Source organism: Mucilaginibacter sediminis (genome assembly GCF_051903035.1).
Classification (GTDB): domain Bacteria; phylum Bacteroidota; class Bacteroidia; order Sphingobacteriales; family Sphingobacteriaceae; genus Mucilaginibacter.
The window spans coordinates 1,185,717-1,203,898 of sequence record NZ_CP170602.1 but is presented as its reverse complement, the minus strand read 5'-3'; the positions used below and the strand labels follow the sequence as shown (position 1 = coordinate 1,203,898).

Below are 18,182 nucleotides of genomic sequence, written 5' to 3'. Positions count from 1 at the left end.
CATGAACAAAAAATATGTCGCAAAAAGAAACATTTTTAAGAATTCACCCACACGATAATGTGCTGGTAGCGCTTCAAAACCTCGAAGCCGGCACAATAATTAATTTTGAGGGCGAAAGCTTTCCATTGGTTGATCGTGTGGCGGCCAAACACAAATTTGCTATTAATGAATTGGCACAAGATGCCGAAATTTATATGTACGGCGTGCTGGTAGGTAAGGCCACTGTAACAATACCCAAAGGAGGTTTGCTTACTACAGCTAATGTACACCACGCATCGGAAGGATTTCACTTGGGCGAGCGTAAGCTGAGCTGGCACCAGCCGGATACCGCAAATTTTGCGGGCAAAACATTTAACGGTTATCACCGTACCGATGGATCTGTAGGAACTGCAAATTACTGGATAGTTGTACCGCTTGTATTTTGCGAAAACCGGAACATCCAGGTTTTAAAAGAGGCGTTAGTTGATAAGCTTGGCTATAAAAAAGCTAAAAGCTATGAAGGCGATGTAGAGCAGTTAATGGAGCTTTACCAGGCAGGTAAATCTGTTGAAGAGATTTTGAATGCCGATATTCAGCTAAGCGCTGATAAACCAAACTCAAAACGCCTGTTTAAAAATATAGATGGTATCAAATTTCTGAACCACAGTATGGGTTGTGGTGGCACCAAGGATGATTCGGATGCTTTATGTGGATTGATTGCCGGTTACATCACTCATCCAAACGTTGCCGGGGCAACGGTGCTGAGCCTTGGCTGTCAGCATGCGCAGGTAAGCATTTTGCAGGCCGAGATTGCCAAACGCGATCCCGCGTTCAGTAAACCAATGGTGATATTGGAACAGCAAAAAGTGGGTACCGAAAGTGAATTGCTTAAACAAGCCCTTAAACAAACTTTTGCCGGGCTGGTACAGGCTAACCAAATTCAGCGTCTGCCTGCGCCGCTATCAAAGCTATGCATAGGTATGGAGTGTGGCGGCTCTGATGGTTTTTCGGGCATTTCGGCAAACCCGGCTTTGGGTTATGTATCAGATTTGTTGGTTACCATGGGCGGCTCGGTAATCCTGGCCGAATTTCCAGAGCTTTGCGGGGTAGAACAGGAACTGAGCGATCGCTGTGCCGACGAAGAAACCGCCAACCGTTTTATGCAATTGATGACTACCTATAACGCCCGTGCCGAGGCGGATGGATCGGGCTTTTACGCCAACCCATCCCCGGGGAATATCCGCGACGGTTTGATCACCGATGCCATCAAATCGGCGGGGGCGGCCAAAAAGGGCGGCACATCTCCGGTAACCGCTGTGTTGGATTATCCTGAAAAAGTAACAAGGCCGGGGTTAAACCTATTATGTACGCCCGGCAGCGATGTGGAAAGTACTACGGCCGAAGTTGGATCGGGCGCAAACATTGTGTTATTCACCACTGGTTTGGGTACGCCTACAGGTAACCCCATTACACCTGTTATTAAACTATCAACCAATACGGTAATGTTTGAGCGAATGCCCGATATTATCGATATTAACTGCGGTACTATCATCGAGGGTGAAGAAACCATACAACAGGCCGGCGAGCGGATTCTGAATTATGTAATACAAGTTGCCAATGGCGAAATAGAACCCAAATCGGTAAAGCTTGGCCAGGACGATTTTATACCGTGGAAGAGGGGAGTGTCGTTATAAAGAGCCTTACCCAACCCTCTCCTTTGGAGAGGGCTTTGAAAAGGATATTTAACAACCTGTCATGCTGAGGAACGAAGCATCTATTCTGCAATATGCATATTCAATATGCAAAGTTTACTAATAGATGCTTCGGTCCTCAGGATGACAAAATAGAAAATTATTATGTTCAAACTAACCAATAAATCAGCAGTAATTACCGGCGGTGGCAGCGGGATTGGCAGGGCAATGTCGATACTTTTTGCACAGCAGGGCGCTACTGTGCACATCATCGAATTAAATGATAAAGCAGCGGCCGATACCGTTGCCGAAATAGAGGCCGCCGGGGGCAGAGCCAAAGGCTATGCCTGCGATGTAAGCAACCAGCAACAAGTGGTTGATACTTTTACAAGCATTGGTGTAATTAATATTTTAATAAATAATGCAGGTATCGCCCACATTGGTCGCGCCGATACCACCAGCACTGCCGATTTTGAAAAAGTATTTAACGTAAATGTAAAAGGCGCTTACAATTGCCTGTACGCCGTTGTTCCTATTTTAAAGGCAAATGGGGGTGGGGTTATTCTTAATACAGCTTCGATAGCAGCCAGTGTTGGTATTACCGATAGGTTTGCTTACTCGATGAGTAAAGGGGCTATACACGCCATGACGCTGTCTGTGGCCCGTGATTACCTGCACGACAATATCCGCTGTAACTGCATTTCTCCGGCACGTATCCATACGCCTTTTGTTGATGGCTTTATCGCCAAAAATTATGCAGGGCACGAAGCCGAAATTTTTGAAAAACTCTCCAAAAGCCAGCCGATTGGCCGCATGGGAAAATCAGAAGAGGTGGCAGCATTGGCTCTTTATTTGTGCTCAGATGAGGCCGGGTTTATCACCGGTACCGATTATCCTATCGATGGCGGTTTTATCACCCTTAATAATTAAACAAAACCATAACAACAAGATACAATGAAGCTTATTAGATTTGGCGAACCCGGTAAAGAAAAAACAGGTGTTATCCTTAATAATAAAAAATACGACACATCGGCTTTTGGTGAAGATTATACCGAACAGTTTTTTGAAACCGATGGCCTTGCACGTTTAGCCGCATTTATAAAAGATGCTGAACTGCCCCAGGTTGCCGATGATGCACGTTTGGGCAGCCCCTTCGCGCGCCCGTCAAAAATCATATGCATCGGTTTAAATTATGCCGACCATGCGCATGAAACCAACGCACCGCTGCCGCCCGAGCCGGTAATTTTTATGAAAGCTACCTCGGCCATTGTTGGTCCTAATGATAATGTAGTAGTTCCTAAAAATTCGGTAAAAACCGATTGGGAGGTTGAACTCGCCGTAGTTATCGGTAAAAAAGCCTCTTATGTTGATGAAGCAGATGCCATGAGCTATGTTGCAGGCTATGTATTGCACAACGATGTATCCGAACGCGAGTTTCAACTGGAGCGTAACGGCACCTGGGATAAAGGCAAAGGCTGCGATACCTTTGCACCGCTGGGTCCGTTTTTGGCAACTGCTGATGAGATTGAAGACCCGCACAACCTGCACCTTTGGCTGAAAGTAAATGGCGAAATTATGCAATATGGTACCACATCAAACTTTATATTTAACCTGCCGCAGGTAATATCATACACAAGTCAATTTATGACTTTGTTGCCAGGAGATATTATATCAACAGGTACCCCCGCCGGTGTTGGCCTGGGTATGAAACCGCCGGTTTACCTTAAACCTGGCGACGTTATTGAATTGGGTATTGACGGCCTTGGTGAGCAAAAACAAAACGTGGTAGCATATGCTTAAGATAGATTCGCACCAGCATTTCTGGATTTTTGACCCCGTGAGGGATAGTTGGATTAACGACCAGATGCTGGCTATAAAACGTGATTTTTCGCCGGTTGACCTGTTACCCATTTTACAACAGCACGGCATAGATGGTTGTGTATCTGTACAGGCAAGCCAAACCGGCGATGAAACCATGTTTTTGCTGGATCACGCAGCCGCAAACCCGTTTGTAAAAGGCGTAGTAGGCTGGGTAAACCTGCAAGCTGATGACCTTGAAGACCAATTGCTGCAATATAAAAGCTACGATAAGCTCAAAGGATTCCGGCATGTTTTGCAATCAGAGGCAGATGACCAGTACATGCTACAGCCTGCTTTTCAAAAAGGCATAGGCATGCTTCAAAAGTACGGCTATACCTATGATATCCTGATATTTCCACGGCATCTGCCTTTTGCTAATCAATTGGTAGGAAATTTTCCCAATCAGCAATTTGTGGTTGATCATTTGGCCAAGCCTCACATCAAGGATAAAAAAATAGGCGACTGGCAAAAGGATATCGAAGCGCTGGCCAAACATGAAAATGTATCCTGCAAAATTTCGGGAATGCTAACCGAAGCCGATTGGGCTAACTGGAAGGTTGATGATTTTACCCCATACCTTGATGTAATATTCAAGGCATTTGGCCCGGCCCGTGTCATGTTCGGTTCCGATTGGCCGGTTTGCCTGCTGGCAGGCGGTTACGAGGGTACCATGCAGGTAATGCAAAACTATGTTGCTAAGCTATCTGCCACCGAGCAGGAACAATTTTGGGGAGGCAACGCTATTTCGTTTTATGGCTTATAAGCCTCACTTTCCCATACTCATTTTATTAAACTTGCGAAGTTTTTAAAACTTCGCAAGTTTTCTGTCTACAGGCTCCATATCCCTCAATTTTTTGCCCTCAAATTGTAACATTCTTCTAAGCATAAACGTTAATAAAATGTTGGCACATATTTAGCTATGTATAGGCAACGATTACAGCTAAAATTATAAACCGTTAAGTTTTTATCACAGTTTTAGATGTGCGTATTAAACAATTTATTTTCAACGTTATGCCTTTTATATTTTTCCAAATCGCTGCACTGCTTGCCGTAATCTGTTTCACAGTCGTTATCTTCATTTTGCGCTCTAAAACACGCAAAAAATCAAATTCTGTTACAAAATATAAAATTGATACCGATACAACCTATGCCCGGTACGCAATTAACGAGAACGGTTTCCTTGAAGAAATAAACGAAGGGAAATTATCAAAGTATAGGAATTAGTATCCACACAGCAAGACATGTAAAAGACGATTGTTCTAAATAAAGGACAATCGTTTTTATTTAGTAGTAAGTAGTAAGTATCAAGATTTTTTAACTTTCGGATTAACCAATTTTCGCAGCTGTCTTGATACTTACTACTAAATGGTACTTGCTACTTCGCGTTGATACTCTCCGCTCAGTTCGTCGGCGCTGGGGCCGTAGCTGCCGGGTATCGGAATGTTTAGCAGGCGCAGGTAAACACCTAACTGGGCGCGATGATGTACAAGCTGGCAAAAGGCAACTCTGATTACTTCGGCTTTGTTATAGTTTTGCAATATCACATCGCCATTGCTTAGTGTCCAGGGTTTCAGCAGTTCTTCTTCGGTTATGTTTTGCAGGGCTTCTTTGCCTTTAGCTACCGATTGTTCCAGCAAATCTAACAGTTCAGTGGTGTTTTCGGCTTTAGGTGGATTGTAAGGTTCTGCGGCAAAATTTAATCCATCGGTGTACACCGCTAATGCAAGCCAGTTTGGCAAATCCACAATATGAACAGTAAGGTCTTCAATGGTCATACTTTTCGGGTGTGGCTGCCATTGAAATTTGTCGGTTGGCACAATTTCGAGCATTTTACGGGTGGTTTGGGCTTCCTGCTCTAATTCCTTTAAAAACATTGGGATAATATTCATAGCGTTTTTGTTTTTGATTATAACTCAAAGTAACAACCAGCTTGTGACAGCCCTATGTCAGTAGCATTTAATAAAGTTTAATTTATTTTATTCGTTTTCCATCGCCAAAAAAATCATGCGTTAGTCTATATTAGTACAGGTTTTAAACCTGCGTTTATGAAAAAAATAACCCTGCTTTTAGTATTGCTCAATTTTACCGCCTTGGCTCAAACTCATAAAAAAGCTATCATAGTGCTTACCTATGATGATGCTTTGCCGTCACAGTTGGATATAGCGCTGCCACAACTCGATTCGTTAGGATTTAAGGGTACGTTTTTCCTGACGGGATATATAACCCAGGCAACCATCCCACGCTGGCGGCAGGTAGCTTTAAATGGGCACGAATTGGCTAACCACTCGCTATATCATCCCTGTTTAACCAATTCGGTAAAAGCCAATCCTGCAAATAATTCGGCCAACTATTCGGTATTTATGATCAAGCGCGAAGTTGCCGAAATGAATAACCTGCTGTTTGCCGTTGACGGAAAAACAGGTACGCGCACGTATGCCTACCCCTGTACCGAAATAGCTGTTGGCGGCGTAAAATACGCCGATTCGCTGGGTGCCGCCGGCATCGTCAAATACGCACGTATTGGCGGCGGCGCCGATGCCGTAATAACCGATTTTAAAAAGATTGACCCCATGCAGGTACCGGCCTGGGGCATACATGGCGGTGTTACGGGCGATGAATTGGTTGCTTTTGTTAAAAAGACACAACAAAGCGGTGGGTTAGGGGTTTTTATGTTTCATGGTATCGGCGGCGATTATATAACTACACCTGCTGCAGCACACAAACAATTATTGCTTTACCTTAAGCAACACGAGGGTGAAATAGAAGTGCGTACGTTCCAGGATGCCCTCGACTATGCTAAAACGATTAATTAAGGGGTATACAAAAGACAGACGGGGTTGCCATTGCCGCACGCGAATGATATCATTGGTAACCAATCATAAATCATGAAACGTATTTTACTTTTTTTATTTGCTGTTTTGCCGGCGATTTGCATGGCGCAAAAACCTGTTGTTGAAAGCCTGACCGCCGAATATTTAACCAACCCGATAGGTATCGATATCAGCCATCCGCGGTTGAGCTGGAAAATTAATACCGCGCAAAGGAATACTTTACAGCAAGCCTATACTATTGTTGTTGCTACTGAGGCATCATTCTCGTCGTCCAAAACTGTTTGGAATACGGGCAAGGTAGCATCCGATTCATCGGTATTTGTTACTTATAATGGAGTTGCGCTAAAATCGGCGACACGCTACTATTGGCGGGTAAAAGTATGGGATAACCACGGCAATACATCTGCCTGGAGCAAACCAGCTTATTTTGAAACAGGATTGTTTAACGCCGCCGACTGGACGGCCAGTTGGGTGCAACCCAAGCAGGATAGCTCACGCAAAATGCCTGCAGTTATGTTACGCAAGCAATTTTCGGCATCTAAAAAAGTGATATCGGCCCGGGTTTATGCTACCGCCCACGGGGTGTATGAGTTATATCTTAACGGCCGCAAAATAGGTAACCAGGTACTTACACCCGGCTGGACCGAGTATAAAAAACGCCTGCAATATCAGGTTTATGATGTTACCACGATGCTGCAGCCCGGCGATAACGTAATTGGTGCCATGATTGGCGACGGCTGGTTTAAAGGCACGATAGCTTATATGAACAACTGGGGTTTCTGGGGTAAAAACCTTGCCTTGTTATGCCAGTTACAAATAACTTATGCTGATGGCACTATCGAAAACGTAAACTCCGATGGCTCATGGAAAGGCACCCAAAACGGGCCGGTAACGCTTAACGGCATTTACGATGGCGAAAATTACGATGCCCGTAAAGAAATAAACGGCTGGGACAAAAAAGGGCTTGATGACGCAGGATGGTTGCCAGTTGATGTAGCCAATAATATTACAAATGCTACATTGGTTGGGGTACAAAGTGTGCCGGTGCACCAAATTGCCGAACTGAAACCTATAGCGATTTTTAAAAGCCCAAAAGGAACCCAAGTTATTGATTTTGGCCAGGATATGACTGGGTGGATAAGATTAAGAGTGAGCGGCCCGGCAGGAAAAACTGTTACCATCAGGCATGCCGAGGTGTTGGATAAATTTGGTGAGTTTTATACAGCCAACCTGCGCAACGCCACCGCTACTATTAATTATATCCTGAAAGGGGATGGCGTGGAAACATTTGAGCCGCACTTTACCTTTATGGGTTTCAGGTATATTGCTGTAGAGGGTTTCCCGGGCGAGATTAAACCGGAGAATTTTACTGCAGTTGTAATCCACTCGGATATGCCGGTTACAGGGCAGTTTACCTGTTCAGATACCATGATTAACAAGTTACAGCACAATATTCAGTGGGGGCAAAAAGGTAATTTTTTAGATATTCCTACAGATTGCCCGCAGCGCGATGAACGATTGGGCTGGACAGGCGACGCACAGGTTTTTTCGCGCACGGCAGCATTTAACATGAATGTAGGGCCATTTTTTGCCAAATGGATGAAAGATGTAGCAGCCGACCAGTTCCCGGATGGCGGAGTGCCTTTTGTGGTGCCAGATGTTTTACAAACTAACCGTGCCACATCGGCAGGCTGGGGCGATGTGGCCGTTATTGTTCCCTGGACAATGTACCAGGTTTATGCAGATAAACGCATTTTGCAAACCCAATATCCCAGCATGAAAGCGTATGTTGATAAGATCATCAAAAAAGCGGGCGATAATTACATTTGGCGGGGAGGTAGTGTTTTTGGTGATTGGTTGTTTTACCGTCCCGGCATCTATGATTTTTCGGAGCCAAACGGTTATACCAACCCTGATATGATTGCTACGGCTTTTTATGCGTATTCGGCAAAATTACTTAGCCAGGCCGCGGGTGCTATAGGCAACACCGCCGACGAAAAGAAATACAATGATGTGTTTGAAAGTGTGAAAAAGGCATTCATCCATAATTATATGACCCCCACAGGGCGCATTTTTGCCGATTCGCAAACAGGCTATGTGCTGGCATTGAAATTTAACCTGGTGCCCGATAGTTTAAAAAGCAGGGCAGCGGCTTACCTTGTTGAGGATGTACGCAGCCGGAACAACCACCTTTCAACCGGGTTTTTAGGTACGCCTTACCTGTGCCAGGTGTTATCGCAAAATGGGTATACCAATGTGGCTTATGACCTGTTATTGCAAAAAACGTATCCATCATGGCTATACCCTGTAAAAATGGGCGCAACCACCATTTGGGAGCGTTGGGATGGTATTAAAACCGACAGTACTTTCCAGGATAAAAGCATGAACTCCTTTAATCACTATTCGTACGGTGCCGTTGGCGATTGGATGTACCAGCATGTTACCGGCCTGCAAATTGGTAAACCAGGCTATAAGAATATAGTATTGAAACCCGAACCCGGCCGCCAGTTTACATTTGCCAAAGCAACTTTTGAAACCATGTATGGCCAGCTGCTTTCTGAGTGGGAAGTTAAAGATGGCATCATGCGCATACATGTTAAAATTCCTGCTAACACCACAGCAGGGCTAACACTGCCACAGGCACATGCCGAAGATGTAAAACAGGATGGTAAACCGCTAACAGGTGCCAGTGACGATGCAAACGGCACAACAGTACATTTAGGATCAGGCGATTATACATTTAACTACCCTTGGGTTGTGGTTAAAGATAAGGTTATCGCTAAATAATTTAAACGTGCGCAGAGTGCAAAGTTTTGCACTCTGCGTTACATAAACGATTATCCCACCAGCTGGTTACATAATCGCTTCAAAGTCAATTCGGCATCCGTGCATAGGCCTGGATGCACTTTTGACGATTGCACCACGGTACTACGTGTAGCAGTAAGCCATCTAAAGCGCGAAGCTATATCCAGTTTGGCAATGGGGCCGGCATCCGGAGCGCCATGGGCTATTTTTTCAAACGATTTAACGTTATCTTTAAGGCAATCTATATCCAGGCCGGGTGCAAAAGTCGCTATCCGTGCTTCATCTATTGATACAATTGCTTTTAAAAATTGCTGTTTTGGGCAATAAAGTATTACGCCAATATTTACAAATTCCTCGCGCTCTACCCTGGGTACAACGCGTATTACGGCATACTCAAATAGCTGATCGGGCATTTTTAGCTTCGGTTACAAATATTGCCGATGATGCAATACGGGTTAATAAAAATTGCGCGTAAACTTCCCTGCGCTCGGCCGGTGTTCCGTTTCCTGATTCATCGGTAAGCCAGTCGTCGGGGATTAAATTCACAATGTTGTAGATGCGTTCAGATGTTACAATGGACTTAAATTCGGCATCCACCTCATCCAATTCAGATGCCTGCGGAAGCAGTACATGATCTTTTACCTGCACAAATGGTTTTTTTGCCGATTCCTGCCAGTTATTCCACGAGTGGTGAAAATAGAGGGCCGCCCCATGGTCAATAAGCCAAAGTTCCTTGTGCCACATCAGCATGTTGGTATTGCGCGGGGTTCGGTCAACGTTGGTGAGCAGGCAATCAAGCCAAACTATTTTGGATGCCAGTTTAGCATCCAAAGTGTTAACAACCGGGTCGTACGTTATGGCGCCCGACAAATAATGCAAAGCAAGATTAAGCCCTACGCTGAATTTGAGCAGGTCCTGGATCTCCTCGTCGGCCTCAGAGCGGCCGAAGGCTTCATCAAGATTAGCAAACACCAGTTCGGGTACTTTCAGGCCCAACAGGCGGGCCAATTCCCCGCCAATAAGCTCCGCGATAAGTGCCTTTACGCCCTGGCCGGCCCCACGAAATTTAAGTACATATAAAAACTCGTCGTCGCCTTCGGCGATAGCCGGCAGTGACCCGCCTTCGCGCAATGGTGTAACATAACGGATCACCCTAATGGTGCGGAGTTGGGGTGGATTGTAATTCATTAATTTTCTGCGCTATCTGTTTTTATCCGACTGACGTACTCAGTATAGTCGATAGGGTTATATACCGAAACGCGAAGTCTTATGCTATCGCCAACTTTTAAACTGTCATCTATCGAAGATTCGCAAGTGGATGATATTGTTTTTCCATTAAACGGCAATTCAACTTTCAATACCTCGCCACCCTTGGTGTGGTGTAAATCTGTTATTTTTCCATCAACAACAATCGAATTTCTCATTACATAATTATAATGATTGCTTTGAATAACCTTCGTAATTATATATATCAATCCGAGTATGATAAAGAAGCCGAATGTCTTTAAAATTCCGGTCCAATTGTTCACAACAGAAGAATTATATGCCATAAATTGAAAAATCAGGACAAATTTAGGATAATTAAGCAATGCTATGTTTTATTTCCGCCATCCCAAAGATAAATCCTATTTTGGCTGATAGATGATGCAGGAATATATATTAGGTATTGATATTGGTACTGGCAGCACAAAGGCTGTAGCTGTGGCATTAACAGGCCAGGCATTGGGGGTAAGCCAACAGCATTACGGTATTGATATCCCCGAACCCGGTTATAGCGAACAGAACCCCTTAATTATCTGGGATGCTTTTGTACAATGCGTGCAGGAGATAGTGGTTAAAATAGGGTATGCGCCGCAGGCGTTTAGCTTTAGCAGCGCGATGCATAGTATTATCCCCGTTGATAAAACAGGCACGCCGTTGGCACCCATGATTACCTGGGCCGATGCCCGTGCCGAAAATATAGCCCAGGATTTAAGGAACTCGCCAAAAGGGGAGGAGATATACCGCATTACAGGAACGCCAATTCATGCCATGTCGCCCTTATGCAAGCTCATTTGGCTGAAAGCAAATAACTCCGGTCTGTTTGCGCAGGCAGATATGTTTATATCGATAAAAGAGTTTATCTGGTTTAAACTGTTTAATGATTTCCAAATTGATTATTCTATCGCCTCGGCCACAGGACTTTTCGATATTTTAAAATTGCAATGGAGCAATGAAGCCTGCCAGCTTGCCGGTATAACTGCCGATAGATTATCAGAGCCAGTGAATACCACTTATTACAAGGACAATCTTGACGCTGCTACGGCAAACTTGCTGGGCATACCAGCTGATACCAAATTTATTATAGGTGCAAGCGATGGCTGCTGCGCAAACCTGGGCAGCCATACTATAGGGCCGGGGGTAGCGGCCCTCACTATTGGTACAAGCGGGGCGGTACGTATTACCAGCCCGGTGCCTGTTTATAATTACCAGGGCATGACCTTTAACTACCTGCTTAACCAAAACACCTATGTGTGCGGCGGAGCTGTAAATAACGGTGGGATTGCGATAAACTGGCTGCTGAAAAACTTTTTACAAAAAAATAATCTAACAGGTGCCGATTATGATGCTTTATTCAATACCATTGAAACAGTACCAGCCGGCAGCGACGGCCTTTTATTTTTACCTTATCTATACGGCGAGCGTGCTCCCCTTTGGGACACCAAAACCAGCGGCGCATACTTCAATATTAAGCCAGGCCATACCCAGGCCCATTTTTTAAGGGCTGCGCTTGAAGGGGTTTGTTTCGCTTTATATGATGTGCTTAAAACGGTTGAGGATGCCTCTGTTGCTATTACCCAGGTTAATATAAGCGGTGGTTTTGTAGGTTCGGGCACCTGGACACAGGTACTGGCTGATATTACCGGCAAAAAACTGGTGGTGTTGCAACCTGAAGACGCATCTGCTGTAGGGGCTGTTTATCTCGCCATGCAAATAATGCATCCCGAAAGTTATGATGCGCTAACTCATGTGAATAGTGAAACCATTATAAGACCTAAACAGCAAAATCATGAATTGTATAACAAAACCTTCGTTATTTTTAAAAAGCTTTACCTCGATTTAAAGGATACCATGCACCTGGTTAATAACCTGGGCATCTGAAAAGGTAAACGTAAAGCATTAAAGTTGCATTAGCGTTTTCTGAAAAAATGAAGTTGAAATGATTGTCCGCTTATTTAAAACCCAGCGCTTTGGTAAAACGATGGCAGCAGTAAACAATAACCGGGGCAGCCAGCACATCCATGGTATAGTGAATATGCTGGATGAGCAGCAGGAACATTAAAATGATAGTGGCGGCAAGTGCAATGCGTTTATCGTTTTTACGTTCGAGGTTTAAATAAATTAAAAAGAGGGTTGATGTGTGGCCCGAGAAGAAAAGGTCTTTGGTTATTGCGGCATGCCCGTAAAAGTATCCGGTAAGCGGGTCAATCAAGGGGACAAGCCCCACCGGCGGATCCAGGTTGACGAGGGTTAATGTTATAAAGCGGGCTATACATACGAAAATTATAGTCCAAAGGTAGCTTATGCCTATATCCGGTTTGTAAAGTGTCCTGATTGTCATGAGGATACCCATTCCCCATATTAGCGCAAAAATTGGTATCGATACGTCGAGCGCCGGCAAATTTGCCAGTACCAAATCATGCAGCACTACGCCATGGCGTTGTTCAATAGCTTTAAAAAAAGAAGGCATCGTATTAATTATCGCCACAATAAGCATGGTGCCAATAATAAGCCTTACCCGTTTTAAGCTCGTATTAAACGCGGTTTGCCAGTTAATTTTTATTCTATGTAACGTAATCTGGGTCAAAATTATATCAGGAAAATGATTTGCAAAGGTAATTATTGACGCGATTATTAATAATATGTTACACCAATGTTAAAGTTATTGGCAAATATAAAACAAATTTAAATGCAATTTTGTTGCGTTAATATTATATTTGTGGCATGAATTACCATAAGACTACGGCAAGGATAGATAGGATTGGTATAACAGCATCTACGTTATGCGCTATTCATTGTGCGGTTGTGCCGCTTGTTTTTACCGGCCTGCCACTTATTGGCCTGAGTTTTTTGGCGTTGCCGCTGGTGGAGTGGGGGATGATCATTTTTGCGCTGATGATAGGTTTATACTCGATAGGCTTATCTTACCTGCGCATCCACAGGCGGCCATTGCCGGTAATTTTATTAGTAACCGGCTTTGCAATTATTATGCTTGGACATGTTTTTTTGAGTGGACGAATGGAGGGTATTATTGTGCCGGCCGGGGGGGTATTGATAGCGGTAGCTCATTTTATTAATTACAGATGCGCAGGGCCGCATCCGGGTATCTCCAAAGGGGCGGCCTGCTGATTGAAAGGCCTCGCATTTTTTTGCTTCACGTGCTTGGCGAAGGATAGTAAAGCTTAAAATGCTAATTCTCCATGCTCAATAACAGCCGAATCACAAACGAAGGTAGGAACAATACCGGTGGCATTTATACGGTTTTCGGCATCAACTGCCTGAGTGTTGCCGGATAGCACCAGTACAGTATCAAGGCCAAACTTATTGCCACCCAAAATATCGGTTTGCAGGGTGTCGCCAACCATTACAATATCTTTTTTGCTGATTGGTCCCTGGTCGCGCAGCAAATCATAGGCAAACATGAACATCTGCGAGTCTGGTTTACCAAAGCGGATAAACTCCTTGCCAACAATTTTTTCAATCATGTGGGCAATTCCGCCGATGGCTATCGATACGTCGTGTTTGCTGAGTGGATACGCATGGTCTGTATTGGCAACTATGGCCGGGATGGTGCGTTTGCGTAATATGTTTACCGTTTTATTTAAATCTTCAAACCAATCAAAACCCTCATCATCTAAAAACACCAGCGCATTTACCTTATCAATATTCGAAGCATCAATCTGGCTTACGGGCAGGGTGTGCAGCCCCGAGCTATCTATATAATGTGCAGAATCTGGCGTGCCCAGGTAAGCCACAATACCGTCATTCACTTTCAGGTCAAGATACTCTTTAGTAAGCATGCCAGATGAGATGATCTTATCCGGAGTTATGGCAAGCAGGCCTTTGTTATTATATGATTCTGCCAGTTGTGCCGGGCTGCGCGATGCATCGTTGGTAACAATATAGTAATCCTTTTTTTGCTGATCAAGGTAGGCAAACGTGTTTTCGATGCCCGGCAGCAGCCCTTTATAGTTTTTTAGTACCCCAAAAGCGTCAAAAAAAACAACTTTGTACCTGTCTATTATAGATTTAAAGTTGTCTATCCTGTTCATACCTGCGTTTGCTTTAATTAAGCTGCAATATGCTTAAATATTAACTCAAAGCCTATTTTAATTTAAGCGCCTCGATGATTTTTTCCGCGTCAAAATCCCTGTCTACCGATGGTAAATAAACATTAAATGCCTCGGTTTGCAATTTTTGAGCATATTGTTCGCTAAAAAAGTGCTTGCCGTCCTTAATTACATAATTGAGGATAAAAAAGCGGTACGCTTCTTTCATAAATCTTATTTCGTCGGCGGTAAGCGGGTTTACTTTATGATATTCTTTCAGGAATAAGATAAATCTATCTTCCATCATAGTGTTAATCACATAACTAAATACCGTACGGTCGCCAATGTCTGATACCACCCGGCTGAAAAAGTAAAAATCAAGCACTCGATAGCTCATCCTGAACCAATCATAGTCCCAGCGGGAATACAATTCAAGGCTTGGGGTTACCGAAAAGTTGCCGATGTTCCAGTCGATAAAAACCGGGATAATCTCGAAAGAGCTCATGTTGTATTTCGACCGGTTTTTCATGAAAGTTTCGCAATGATACTTCAAAAAATCGGCCTGCATGGCAGTGCCAAATTGTTTCTCGTTGGTTTCCAACTGGTGCATCAACGACGAAATATCGGTACGTAAAGTTTTTGAGGATTTTGGAAGTACATTTTTAACCCTCGAACAGGCTTTATGAAACTTACCCACTTGTTGCCCAAGCTTTTTAATATGGTTGTCATCCAGGCGGCGCGGCAGGCGGTTTAGTATACGCGTTGGGTTATAAAATACCACCCAGGCATCAGTTTTGCCATGCTTATAATGATAAATATATACCCTGTTATTTTTAAGTAACGAGCGTGCAAGTAAATTTTCAAAAGGATAAAGCAGGTTATTGGCTAAGGTTTGGATGATGCGGTGATCCTCTTTAAAGTGCTCAAACTTACCAAAATAAGATAGCTTGGCAATAATGATATCGTCGTCATCAAAGGTAATACGGTATACATGGTTGGTAGATACCATGGCGCTGATGTCCTCAATAAACTTGATAGTTTTGGACGCGTCATACCCTTCCCATGCTTTTTTAACAATTAAAGAAAAGTCCATTTACATAATTTAGGCTACAAAGATTAGATAATAAAATGGAATAAGGAATGTGATTTGCATAATGTTTTTTCTGAACTCGGATTAAGCAGATTTTTCGGATTATTTGGATTTGACTTGCGTGCGGTATATTTTGATAGTTTTGGATTTGATTTGCGTGGGATATATTTAGATTAATTTGGTTTGAATTTTTTGTTTAACAAACGTTTAAAGGTCAGTGATTTGCTGCCAAAATTTATTAGTAGGCCAACCTCCATATTATAAGCTTCCAAATAATTGATAGCTTGGGCCAGATGAACGTCTTCCAGTAGGATAATAGCTTTTAACTCAACCATTACTAAGCCTTCAACAAAGAAATCAACCCGGCGCTCTCCAATTTGTTGGTTCATGTAATAAATAGGCATGTCCATCTCCCGTTCAAAAACAAGTCCTGCAGATGCCATTTCTAACTCAAGCGCCCGTTGATATATCTTCTCCTGAAATCCGTTGCCTAATGTGGAGTGAACCTTCATTGCGCAGCCAATAATCTGCCGGGTGATTTCGTCATGCTTTAATTGGTGCATTCTTTGTCGTTTATGTTTTGATTTTGTCTGAACTCGGATTAAGCAGATTAATGGATTTGTCAGATTTTTAAATTTGTAAAAGACTTGCGATCATGTAAATCAAATCCAAAAATCCGAAAAATCTGCTTAATCCGAGTTCAGAAGGAAATTATATCACTTCAAAATACCTCTTCAATTCCCAATCAGTAACATGTTTTGCGTATTGGCGATTCTCCCATAGTCGTGTTTGGGTAAAATGCTCAACAAAGCCCTCGCCAAACAACTCTTTGGCTAATGACGAATTTTGCATATTTGTGGCGGCATCAAACAGGTTTTTGGCTAATACGCCGTTGCGTTTATCTTCATAGCCATTGCCTGTGGTAGGTTCGATGTTTAGTGGCAGCTTGTTTTTTATACCGTACAAACCAGAAGCCAATGCTGCCGCTATGGCCAAATAAGGATTTGTATCTGAGCCCGGTATGCGGGTTTCCAGGCGGGTATAACCTGGCGTGGTATTAATAACACGCAGGGCTGTGGTGCGGTTATCTACCCCCCATGTAATGGTGGTTGGCGCCCAGGCGCCCTCAACAAGTCGTTTGTAACTGTTAATTGTAGGGGCGTACATGGGCAATAAGTGTTGCATGCAATGCAGTTGCCCCGCAAGGTAATGCTTATGTATATCGCTCATTTTATGTATATCGTTATTGTCATAAAACAAGTTGTGGGCCTTATCCTTACTCCATAGGCTTTGGTGTATGTGACCACTGCAGCCTGGCAGGTTTTCGTTCCATTTGGCCATAAATGAAGCCATGATGCCATGTTTACTGGCAATCTCTTTAACTGCTGTTTTAAATAGCACAGCCTTATCGGCCGCGGCCAAAACCTCGTCATGGGCAATGGCAGCCTCGTAAACGCCGGGGCCGGTTTCGGTATGTAAACCTTCTATGGGTATATTAAATTGTGTAAGCAAGTTAAACAGGGCGTAATAAAAATCGCTGTTTTGTGATGTCCGGAGTATGGAATAACCAAACATTCCCGGCGTAAGGGTATTAATATTGGTAAAGCCTTTGTCATTGATGGATTGCGGTGTTTCCCTGAAGTTGAACCACTCAAACTCCTGCGCAAACTCGGCATGATAGCCAAGGCCTTCGCATTCTTTAACTATCTTTTTTAACAGGCTACGCGGGCAGGCCGGCAGGGCGTTACCATTAGGGTCGCTGTAATCGGCCAGAAAGAAGGGGATATTATCCTGCCACGGAACGTTTCTTAAAGTGTTCAGATCAATGCGGCATAACTTATCGGGGTAGCCAGTATGCCAGCCCGTAAGTTGCACATTATCATAGCAGGCATCATTGCTGTCCCATCCAAAAACTACATCGCAAAAACCATAACCGCTTTGCAGGCCCTCAATGAATTTTTTGGGATGTATAACTTTACCGCGTAAAACGCCATCAATATCAGCAAAAGCGAATTTTATTTTCTGGATGTTATTTTCTTCTATATAGGTTTTAATCTGTTTGGTATTCATGGTATATAAGTTATAAGGCTGGTTTTAGTTGGGTAACATAGCCATTACGATGTAAACATAAAAAAATGCTATTGGTGTTTACAAGTATTGATACGATTTTGCTGTTACCTTTGTTTTATGCAATTTTATAATGACAGCAATTAACCGGTATTTATTTGTTTATGGAACTTTATTGGCTCAGGGTAACCCTTATGCCGCTTATTTACAACAACATTGTAGGTTGGTTGGCGAAGGTAAATTCAGGGGGCGACTTTATGATATAGGCGAATATCCGGCAGCAATTAATGATATAAATAGTAATCTGTTTGTATACGGCAGCATTTATTTGATGGATGACGCTGTTGAAATTTTATCTGTTATTGATGAATATGAAGGAATAGGCCCAAGTGAGCCTGAGCCTCATGAGTATACCAGGAGCCTGACTAATATTGAGACAGAAAATGGAATTGTTGCCTGTTGGGTATATATTTATAAATGGCCGCTGGAAGGGAAGTTTCAAATAACCAAAGGCGATTATCTGCAGTATTTCAAACAAAAACAATAGGGG

The 18,182-nt window shown here is 43.4% G+C and carries 18 protein-coding genes; 9 read left to right on the top strand and 9 right to left on the bottom strand.

Annotated elements, in window-relative coordinates:
• The first annotated feature begins 14 nt into the window (after nucleotides 1-14).
• From ACFGVS_RS04795 to ACFGVS_RS04780, 4 genes are all read left to right on the top strand, one after another.
• Nucleotides 15-1,673, top strand: coding sequence for a UxaA family hydrolase (locus ACFGVS_RS04795; RefSeq protein ID WP_439697693.1), 1,659 nt, complete (start codon nucleotides 15-17; stop codon nucleotides 1,671-1,673).
• 162 nt (nucleotides 1,674-1,835) lie between these two features.
• On the top strand, nucleotides 1,836-2,600 hold the full coding sequence (locus ACFGVS_RS04790) for an SDR family NAD(P)-dependent oxidoreductase (RefSeq protein WP_439697692.1): 765 nt from the start codon (nucleotides 1,836-1,838) through the stop codon (nucleotides 2,598-2,600).
• 24 nt (nucleotides 2,601-2,624) lie between these two features.
• On the top strand, nucleotides 2,625-3,470 hold the full coding sequence (locus ACFGVS_RS04785; protein WP_274208557.1) for a fumarylacetoacetate hydrolase family protein: 846 nt from the start codon (nucleotides 2,625-2,627) through the stop codon (nucleotides 3,468-3,470).
• Nucleotides 3,463-4,293, top strand: a complete 831-nt coding sequence (locus ACFGVS_RS04780; protein ID WP_439697691.1) for an amidohydrolase family protein — start codon at nucleotides 3,463-3,465, stop codon at nucleotides 4,291-4,293. Before ACFGVS_RS04785 ends, ACFGVS_RS04780 begins: the two co-directional genes overlap by 8 nt.
• Nucleotides 4,294-4,891: 598 nt before the next feature.
• Here the strand turns inward: ACFGVS_RS04780 and ACFGVS_RS04775 are convergent.
• Complete coding sequence (locus tag ACFGVS_RS04775; RefSeq protein ID WP_439697690.1) at nucleotides 4,892-5,419, bottom strand: DinB family protein; 528 nt, start codon at nucleotides 5,417-5,419, stop codon at nucleotides 4,892-4,894.
• Between the two features lie 156 nt (nucleotides 5,420-5,575).
• Between ACFGVS_RS04775 and ACFGVS_RS04770 the strand changes: the two genes are divergently transcribed.
• Nucleotides 5,576-6,343, top strand: a complete 768-nt coding sequence (locus tag ACFGVS_RS04770; protein WP_439697689.1) for a polysaccharide deacetylase family protein — start codon at nucleotides 5,576-5,578, stop codon at nucleotides 6,341-6,343.
• 72 nt (nucleotides 6,344-6,415) lie between these two features.
• The gene (locus ACFGVS_RS04765) at nucleotides 6,416-9,148 is read left to right on the top strand and encodes a glycoside hydrolase family 78 protein (protein WP_439697688.1); all 2,733 of its coding nucleotides are present in this window, start codon (nucleotides 6,416-6,418) and stop codon (nucleotides 9,146-9,148) included.
• A gap of 50 nt (nucleotides 9,149-9,198) precedes the next feature.
• Here the strand turns inward: ACFGVS_RS04765 and ACFGVS_RS04760 are convergent, their stop codons facing one another.
• The 3 genes from ACFGVS_RS04760 to ACFGVS_RS04750 are packed head-to-tail and all read right to left on the bottom strand — an operon-like array spanning nucleotide 9,199 to nucleotide 10,590.
• Complete coding sequence (locus ACFGVS_RS04760; protein ID WP_439697687.1) at nucleotides 9,199-9,579, bottom strand: DUF3037 domain-containing protein; 381 nt, start codon at nucleotides 9,577-9,579, stop codon at nucleotides 9,199-9,201.
• Complete coding sequence (locus ACFGVS_RS04755; protein ID WP_439697686.1) at nucleotides 9,560-10,354, bottom strand: HipA family kinase; 795 nt, start codon at nucleotides 10,352-10,354, stop codon at nucleotides 9,560-9,562. Before ACFGVS_RS04755 ends, ACFGVS_RS04760 begins: the two co-directional genes overlap by 20 nt.
• Nucleotides 10,354-10,590: a hypothetical protein gene (locus ACFGVS_RS04750; protein WP_439697685.1), complete on the bottom strand. Its 237-nt coding sequence runs from the start codon at nucleotides 10,588-10,590 to the stop codon at nucleotides 10,354-10,356. The genes ACFGVS_RS04755 and ACFGVS_RS04750 overlap by 1 nt, the downstream gene beginning before the upstream one ends.
• Before the next feature lie 217 nt (nucleotides 10,591-10,807).
• Here ACFGVS_RS04750 and ACFGVS_RS04745 point away from each other — a divergent pair, with 217 nt between their 5' ends.
• Nucleotides 10,808-12,307 (top strand): gluconokinase, encoded by a 1,500-nt coding sequence (locus tag ACFGVS_RS04745; protein WP_439697684.1) that lies wholly within the window; start codon nucleotides 10,808-10,810, stop codon nucleotides 12,305-12,307.
• A gap of 70 nt (nucleotides 12,308-12,377) precedes the next feature.
• On the opposite strand, the gene ACFGVS_RS04740 is transcribed toward ACFGVS_RS04745, so the two are convergent.
• A complete protein-coding gene (locus ACFGVS_RS04740) occupies nucleotides 12,378-13,013 on the bottom strand; it encodes a sphingomyelin synthase family protein (RefSeq protein ID WP_255369854.1) in 636 nt (211 codons plus the stop codon).
• Nucleotides 13,014-13,150: 137 nt separating this feature from the next.
• Between ACFGVS_RS04740 and ACFGVS_RS04735 the strand changes: the two genes are divergently transcribed.
• Entirely contained in the window at nucleotides 13,151-13,555 is a 405-nt protein-coding gene (locus ACFGVS_RS04735) for a MerC domain-containing protein (protein WP_439697683.1), read from the top strand.
• A gap of 53 nt (nucleotides 13,556-13,608) precedes the next feature.
• On the opposite strand, the gene ACFGVS_RS04730 is transcribed toward ACFGVS_RS04735, so the two are convergent.
• From ACFGVS_RS04730 to ACFGVS_RS04715, 4 genes are all read right to left on the bottom strand, one after another.
• Entirely contained in the window at nucleotides 13,609-14,478 is an 870-nt protein-coding gene (locus ACFGVS_RS04730; RefSeq protein ID WP_274208547.1) for an HAD-IIA family hydrolase, read from the bottom strand.
• 52 nt (nucleotides 14,479-14,530) lie between these two features.
• Complete coding sequence (locus ACFGVS_RS04725; RefSeq protein WP_090649728.1) at nucleotides 14,531-15,568, bottom strand: hypothetical protein; 1,038 nt, start codon at nucleotides 15,566-15,568, stop codon at nucleotides 14,531-14,533.
• A 170-nt stretch (nucleotides 15,569-15,738) separates the two neighbouring features.
• Nucleotides 15,739-16,128, bottom strand: a complete 390-nt coding sequence (locus ACFGVS_RS04720) for a GxxExxY protein (RefSeq protein ID WP_439697681.1) — start codon at nucleotides 16,126-16,128, stop codon at nucleotides 15,739-15,741.
• A 148-nt stretch (nucleotides 16,129-16,276) separates the two neighbouring features.
• Nucleotides 16,277-17,635, bottom strand: coding sequence for a glutamine synthetase family protein (locus ACFGVS_RS04715; RefSeq protein WP_439697679.1), 1,359 nt, complete (start codon nucleotides 17,633-17,635; stop codon nucleotides 16,277-16,279).
• 130 nt (nucleotides 17,636-17,765) lie between these two features.
• Here ACFGVS_RS04715 and ACFGVS_RS04710 point away from each other — a divergent pair, with 130 nt between their 5' ends.
• Entirely contained in the window at nucleotides 17,766-18,179 is a 414-nt protein-coding gene (locus tag ACFGVS_RS04710) for a gamma-glutamylcyclotransferase family protein (RefSeq protein ID WP_439697678.1), read from the top strand.
• The last annotated feature ends 3 nt before the right edge of the window (nucleotides 18,180-18,182 follow it).

Coding starts and splice junctions, on each gene's coding strand:
- ACFGVS_RS04795 (WP_439697693.1), top strand. CDS start 15: ATGTCGCAAAAAGAAACATTTTTAAGAATTCACCCACACGATAATGTG.
- ACFGVS_RS04790 (WP_439697692.1), top strand. CDS start 1,836: ATGTTCAAACTAACCAATAAATCAGCAGTAATTACCGGCGGTGGCAGC.
- ACFGVS_RS04785 (WP_274208557.1), top strand. CDS start 2,625: ATGAAGCTTATTAGATTTGGCGAACCCGGTAAAGAAAAAACAGGTGTT.
- ACFGVS_RS04780 (WP_439697691.1), top strand. CDS start 3,463: ATGCTTAAGATAGATTCGCACCAGCATTTCTGGATTTTTGACCCCGTG.
- ACFGVS_RS04775 (WP_439697690.1), bottom strand. CDS start 5,419: ATGAATATTATCCCAATGTTTTTAAAGGAATTAGAGCAGGAAGCCCAA.
- ACFGVS_RS04770 (WP_439697689.1), top strand. CDS start 5,576: ATGAAAAAAATAACCCTGCTTTTAGTATTGCTCAATTTTACCGCCTTG.
- ACFGVS_RS04765 (WP_439697688.1), top strand. CDS start 6,416: ATGAAACGTATTTTACTTTTTTTATTTGCTGTTTTGCCGGCGATTTGC.
- ACFGVS_RS04760 (WP_439697687.1), bottom strand. CDS start 9,579: ATGCCCGATCAGCTATTTGAGTATGCCGTAATACGCGTTGTACCCAGG.
- ACFGVS_RS04755 (WP_439697686.1), bottom strand. CDS start 10,354: ATGAATTACAATCCACCCCAACTCCGCACCATTAGGGTGATCCGTTAT.
- ACFGVS_RS04750 (WP_439697685.1), bottom strand. CDS start 10,590: ATGAGAAATTCGATTGTTGTTGATGGAAAAATAACAGATTTACACCAC.
- ACFGVS_RS04745 (WP_439697684.1), top strand. CDS start 10,808: ATGATGCAGGAATATATATTAGGTATTGATATTGGTACTGGCAGCACA.
- ACFGVS_RS04735 (WP_439697683.1), top strand. CDS start 13,151: ATGAATTACCATAAGACTACGGCAAGGATAGATAGGATTGGTATAACA.
- ACFGVS_RS04730 (WP_274208547.1), bottom strand. CDS start 14,478: ATGAACAGGATAGACAACTTTAAATCTATAATAGACAGGTACAAAGTT.
- ACFGVS_RS04725 (WP_090649728.1), bottom strand. CDS start 15,568: ATGGACTTTTCTTTAATTGTTAAAAAAGCATGGGAAGGGTATGACGCG.
- ACFGVS_RS04720 (WP_439697681.1), bottom strand. CDS start 16,128: ATGCACCAATTAAAGCATGACGAAATCACCCGGCAGATTATTGGCTGC.
- ACFGVS_RS04715 (WP_439697679.1), bottom strand. CDS start 17,635: ATGAATACCAAACAGATTAAAACCTATATAGAAGAAAATAACATCCAG.
- ACFGVS_RS04710 (WP_439697678.1), top strand. CDS start 17,766: ATGACAGCAATTAACCGGTATTTATTTGTTTATGGAACTTTATTGGCT.